This window comes from Nostoc sp. UHCC 0251 (genome assembly GCF_034932245.1).
In the GTDB taxonomy this organism is placed as follows: Bacteria; Cyanobacteriota; Cyanobacteriia; order Cyanobacteriales; family Nostocaceae; genus Nostoc.
In genome coordinates this window covers 1-6,568 of record NZ_JAYGHD010000175.1, presented here as the reverse complement: position 1 = coordinate 6,568, position 6,568 = coordinate 1, and the positions used below count along the sequence as shown (strand labels likewise).

Genomic DNA, 6,568 nt, shown 5'->3' with positions numbered 1-6,568 from the left:
TCATCAAAAGAAGACTTTCGCTATTAGCAAGGAACTTTAGTTCCTTGCGGGACATGGCTTTTACGTTAAGTTGACACGTATGCTCTCCCTGCTCACCTCAACATATAACTTTCTCTTTTCCAAACCGTATTGAGCCGCCCCCGATTTTAAATAAACCAGCCCCCAAAAAATCCAGTAGGGACTTAATCATTTGACAATTTTTTAATAAAGTCGAACTCAGTGAAATTACGCTAACGCTTTTAACTAATATTGTCATTAATTAAAGTAAGTTCGTTGAACTGGGTACTGGAGATTGGGTAATGGGTACTAAGGAATGGGAAGAAACAAAATAAGGACTTCTTTTTTAAGAATCCTCAATCTCAAATCTTTAATTCCCAATCCCTAATCCCCAGTCCTCAGTCCCCATTACCCAGTCCCCAAAATAAGGATGAAAGCACCATTACCTGATAACGAAGCACAGAGAATTGAGACGCTTTTGCAGTATAAGATTCTCGACACGCCATCTGAAGCAGCTTTTGACGACGTAACCCATTTAGCCTCGTATATTTGTCAGGCTCCGATTGCTTTAATTAGCTTAGTTGATACAAACCGTCAGTGGTTCAAGTCAAAAGTCGGAATGGAAGCCCTAGAAACACATCGAGATTTCGCATTCTGTGCCCATGCTATTCTCCAGCCTGATGTTTTGGTTGTGCCTGATGCAACACGTGACGCAAGGTTTGCCACTAACCCACTGGTAACATCTGACCCAAATATTCGTTTTTATGCTGGTGTACCTCTAACTAACCCTGAGGGATACGCACTAGGAACCCTATGTGTGATTGACTACGTACCACGAGAACTGAATCCAGATCAGATAGAGGCATTACGAACCTTAGGTCGTCAAGTCATCAAACAATTGGAATTGCGCCGAAATTTAGCAAGTTTGGTATTTGCGACCAACAAAGGCAAACAGACGCAGAGGGGACGCAAGCAATTTTTCAAAAACATTGCAGCAGGTTTTGGTTTAGCGTCGGCAATTTTAGTTTTGATTGGTGTGGTTTCTTATCAAAATACAAGAGTAACTACTAATAATCGCAGTATAGTAAAAAATACTTATAAAAAAATCAACAGTGTAGAAGAATTACTGTCTCACCTTAAAGATGCTGAGACTAGACAAAGTAGTTACATCCTCACTGGAAAACAAATTTATCTCAAACCTTATCAAGCAGCACTTGCTAACGTCGATCAAGAAGTTGCCAAGCTGAAGAGTTTAACAACAGATCAACCGAATCAACAAAAGCAGATCGCAACGCTTGAATCTCTGATAACTGCTAAAATTACTGACCTCAAACAAACTATCGACTTGCGCCAAGACAAGGGATTAGAAGCGGCATTGCAAGTACTAGTGAGAAATGAAAATCTCATGGATGATATCCGCAAGGTGATCAATGAGATAGAAAACGAGGAAAGGAGACAACTCCAGCAGCAGTTCCAAGCAAAAAAAGCTAGGAATCGCAACACAATTCTGACACTTGCGATCGCTATCTGCATAAGTTTTATTGTTCTTGCCATAATTTACTACTTCATCTATCGTGAAGCCATAAAGCAGAAGAGAACAGAAGAAACCTTAAACCAAGAACGCAACTTTACCTCAGCAGTCCTTGATACAGCTGGCGCGTTGGTAATAGTTCTCGATTCTCAAGGGCAAATTGTTCGTTTCAATCAAGCTTGTGAGCAAATAACAGGTTACTCCTTCGATGAGGTGAGGGGTAGGTATTTCTGGAACTTGTTCTTACTTCCTGAAGAGGTGGAGTCAGTCAAAGCAGTTTTTGAGCAATTGCTAACTGGTAAAGACTTCCTGGAGCACGAAAACTATTGGGTAATGAAGGATGGCAGTCGCCGACTAATTGCCTGGTCGAATACCTTCTTAAAAGACTATGAAGGAGTAGTGGAATACGTTGTTGGCACTGGCATTGACATCACTGCTCGTAAACGATCGCAACAGCATCTAACTGCACAATATGCTACAACCTGCGTTTTAGCGGAGTCCGCCACAGTCAGCGAAGCTACTCGCCAAACCCTGCAAGGAATCTGTGAGAGTTTGGCATGGGATTTGGGTGAAATCTGGATGGTGGATGAGCAAGCAAATGTGCTGCGTTTTCTCGATATGTGGTGTGGGGCATCCCTTGATTTGCAAGACTTTGAAGTACTGAATCGGCAAACCACGTTTCTACCAGGAATTGGGCTGCCTGGTCGGGTTTGGGCTAGTTCTGAACCTGTTTGGATCACTGATGTTGTTAAAGAACTCAGTTTCTCCCGCTTTAAAATTAACGCTCAAGTAGGACTACACGCAGCTTTTGGTTTTCCGATTCGCAGCGGTCACAAAATCCTTGGTGTGATTACCTGCTTTAACCGTGAGATTCAACCGCCTGACCAAGATTTGATCAAAACAATGAATTCTATTGGTGAGCAAGTAGGGCAATTTATCCAGCGTAAACAGGCTGAAGAAGAAATACAACGCCAAAACTTGCGATCGCAATTATTTACCGAAATCACCCTCAAAATTCGCCAGTCTTTGCAAATCGAAGAAATTCTCCAAATCACCGTCGAGGAGGTACAAAAGATTCTCAAGACTGACCGAGTTTTAATCTATCAGCTTTTACCAGATGAGTCTGCAACTACCGTGATTGAAGCAGTAGTTTCTGGCTTACCAGCAATCAAAGAGCAAAGCATTACTCATCCCTACTTCCAGGCGGAATATCTACAACAACACTATTTACAGCAGTACCGTCAAGGACAGATTTTAGGGCTAGCTAACTTGGATTTGCTGGAAGTTGAACAAAAGCATCTGGAATTAATGCAACAGTTTGGGGTCAAAGTCAATTTGGTTGTGCCCATTCTTGTCAAAGAAGAAGTTCGTGGTTTGCTCATAGTTCATCAATGCGATGATTCCCATCACTGGTCTAGCTTTGAAACTGATCTTTTGCGGCAAATAGCCGACCAAGTAGGTATTGCCTTAGCCCAAGCCCAACTATTAGCAGCAGAAACTCGTCAGCGACAAGAACTTGAAATTGCCCGTCGCCAAGCCGAATTAGCTTCTCAGACTAAAAGTGCCTTTTTGGCAAATATAAGTCATGAAATTCGGACTCCAATGAATGCTGTTTTGGGGATGACCAGTTTAGTGTTAGATACTCCTTTAGACTCAGAACAGCGAGAATTTATTGAAATAATTCGTAGTAGTGGAGACGCGCTTTTAAGTTTAATCAACGAAATTTTGGATCTTTCCAAACTTGAGGCTGGAGAGATGGCTCTCGAAACTCTAGATTTTGACCTATCCACTTGTGTGGAAGAAGTGGTGGAATTATTGGCTCCCTCAGCCCATAACAAGGGATTAGAAATTGCCACACTGATTGAGCATAACGTTCCCACCCAGGTTAAAGGAGATGCTGGTAGGCTGCGGCAAATTCTGATGAACTTAATCAGCAACGCTATCAAGTTCACTAGCGCCGGCGAAGTATTAGTGCAAGCCGAATTGCGATCGCTTTCCTCTACTACAGCCACCATCCATTTTGCCATCACAGATACAGGACTTGGCATTAGCCCTGAAGACCAACGCAAACTCTTTATGCCATTTACCCAAGTAGATGCTTCGACTACTCGCAAGTATGGTGGCACTGGTTTAGGATTAGCCATCTGTAAACAACTTGTAACCTTGATGGGAGGAGTAATTGGGGTAGAAAGTCAAATGGGGAAAGGATCTAAGTTTTGGTTTGAGGTGCTGTTTATGAAGCAAGTTGAGCCTGTTTTGCCAAAATGCGATGGCTTTGCCAACGCTAAGAGCGAACGCGGACTTTTGAACAATCGCCGCTTGTTATTGGTGGATAACAACGTTACTAATTACAAAATTATCTACCATCAAGCTACTTATTGGGGAATGCGGGTAGATCAAGCTGACAGTATTGCTGCTGCCCTGAAAGTTATTCAAAAAGCTTATGAGCAGGGGAAATCCTATGATGTCGCCTTGGTTGATATCAACAATGACATGACAATAGAAGAACAAATTAAAGCCAATTCTGCAATTGCTGAGATACCTTTGATTATGCTCACCTCTACTAATCAACGGGATGAAGTACAGCAGGCGCTCAAAATCGGATTTGCTACTTGTTTGGTCAAACCTATTAAGCCATCACGGCTCCTCAATGCGATTATGACTATTTTAGAATCTCAGTCTGAATCAGAACAAGGGGGTGGCTGGAGGCTAAAGGCTACTGAAGAAATTCAGAGTACAGGAACTTCAGGCATTCTTACCTCTTCTTCCCCTAACTCCTCTACTAAATCCAAGTTAAGAATTCTCTTAGCTGAAGATAATTTGGTGAATCAGAAAGTAGCCTTGAAGCAACTCGATAGTTTGGGTTACAAAGCCGATGTCGTTGCTAATGGCCAGGAAGTTTTGCAGCTATTAGAAAAAATTCCTTACGATTTGATTCTCATGGATTGCCAAATGCCAATCCTCGACGGTTTAGAAACCACAAAAGAAATTCATCGTTGGCAAGATGATACTTTTGCTCTGCGTCGCCGTCCTGTGGTAATTGCGATGACTGCTAATGCGATGAAAGAAGACGAAGAGATGTGTCTCAATGCCGGAATGGACGACTATCTGAGTAAGCCAGTGTTTAAAGAAAAATTGGCTGCAACCCTAGAGCATTGGACAGGTGTGATCCTTTCAAAACAAGAGGCAGTTGCATATGAGCAGACAGTTACCACTAATCTAGGAATCGATTGGGAACACTTGCATCGGATATCAGGAAATGACCCAGAATTTGAATTAAATCTATTGCAAGTATGCGTTGAAGATATTAAACCTCGTTTAGAGATAATTATTGCAGCGATCGCATCTCATGACTTTGGGAAAATTACACGAGAAGTTCATCACCTTAAAGGTGCTAGTGTCAACATTGGAGCCACAGCTATGTATCTAGCAGCTGACAAACTAGAACGATTGGCTTACCATCAAGACCTTATAGATGCTACTAACTTAATTTTAGAGTTAAAAGAATTTGTTAACCGCATTCAAGATTTTTTAATCAGAAAGCAAGTAACAAATCGCACTTTGTTATCAATCAAAAATGATGAGGCATAAATCCAATTCGCAATTCGCAATAAAAGGTTACAAATTATCTTTAAAGGAAACCTGCATAAAATCTTCTTACATCTCCAGCAACTTTAGCTGATATAGTAGCTGATACCGTCGGTACTTGGCGATTTATTAATTTTGAATCCCATAAATGAATTTAGTTGCTCTGCATCCAAATTATTTTTTGGTCAAAAGACACAAGATAGTAGAAAAACAGTTTTGATATCTGGCTTTGAACAAGTAGCAAACTGCTATAGTTTCCACTGGAGATTTTGGATAATGCGTTCATTTCGGAAGTACCACCGGACTCTAGCGATTATTTTGGCTTTACCGCTTGCTGTAACATTGTTAACTGGAATTGCAACTACGCTGGTAGGTGAGTGGTCAGCTAACATTGGAGTTGAGCGTAGTCTACTACTTTCGATTCATCGTGGTGAAATCTTCGGTTTACAAGGAATCTACCCGATTTTGAACGGACTAGGACTATTAGGATTGGTGGTTACTGGATTAAGTATGACTAGTTTGTTTGGTAGGAAAAGGCCAAAATCCGAGAGAGATTAGAAAAAGATATAATTTCACTTCCCGTGCGATCGCAGTCTTTTAAAATATAAAGACAAGTCGGTTCCCAATACTGCTCGGTTAAGGATTTTTAACTTGGAATTGGGTTTGGGGAAAAGGTTAAAGGTTAAAGGTTAAAGGTTTTTTCTTTCCCCTTCCCCTTTTCCCCTTAACCGACAAGTATTGAGTCGGTTCCCATATCTACAAAAACAGAGATTTAACAGTCACATCCTTCAGGGTGATAGTGAAGTTACGCTGTTCTGTTGTGGCAATGAATGAAACGATCGCTTCACACGCCACGGCTACGGTTAACATTACTAAGTTTCGTGTCAGGGGATAATCACATACATCATCATTAACCTCAGAAGGAACGCGATAAACGTCATTCCAAATCACTTCTGCATAATCAGCCGATAACCCAGCATGAAGACAAGGAATGCTTAATTGTTCAGCATAATCTTTCACTGCTTGACGTGCCACACTATTATCAAAAACATCGATAATTAGCTGGCTGTCTTTGAGTAGTTGAGTTGTATTTGCTGGTGTCAACTCCTTTGTTTTGGCATCAACTTTAGTACCAATTGCTCGATATAAATTGTTCGCCAAAATTTTCGCTTTGAACGCTCCAACATCGGAACGGTAATAAGGCTGAGTTGAAAGGTTACGCTCCTCAATGCGATCGCGATCTATCACTGTAAGTTTATCAAAACCAGACCGAGCTAAGTTTTCCGCAATGTTAGCTCCTAATGCTCCAGCGCCACAAATGGTTACAGGGTAATTTTTTAGCTTTGCCATCACAGCATTGGTGCGGTAAAGCTGTTCGTGAAAAAAGATACTCATAATAATTCGTAATTCGTAATGACGCTCCTGCGTCGCTAACGCTGCGCTAACGTAATT

At 41.4% G+C, this 6,568-nt stretch carries 3 protein-coding genes; 2 read left to right on the top strand and 1 reads right to left on the bottom strand.

The features are described from left to right. The first annotated feature begins 427 nt into the window (after positions 1-427). A complete protein-coding gene (locus VB740_RS16585; RefSeq protein WP_323201065.1) occupies positions 428-5,119 on the top strand; it encodes a GAF domain-containing protein in 4,692 nt (1,563 codons plus the stop codon). A gap of 273 nt (positions 5,120-5,392) precedes the next feature. Continuing rightward, positions 5,393-5,674 (top strand): peptidase, encoded by a 282-nt coding sequence (locus VB740_RS16580; protein WP_323201064.1) that lies wholly within the window; start codon positions 5,393-5,395, stop codon positions 5,672-5,674. Positions 5,675-5,872: 198 nt separating this feature from the next. Here the strand turns inward: VB740_RS16580 and VB740_RS16575 are convergent, their stop codons facing one another. Further along, the gene (locus VB740_RS16575) at positions 5,873-6,511 is read right to left on the bottom strand and encodes a ThiF family adenylyltransferase (RefSeq protein ID WP_323201066.1); all 639 of its coding nucleotides are present in this window, start codon (positions 6,509-6,511) and stop codon (positions 5,873-5,875) included. Positions 6,512-6,568 lie beyond the last annotated feature (57 nt).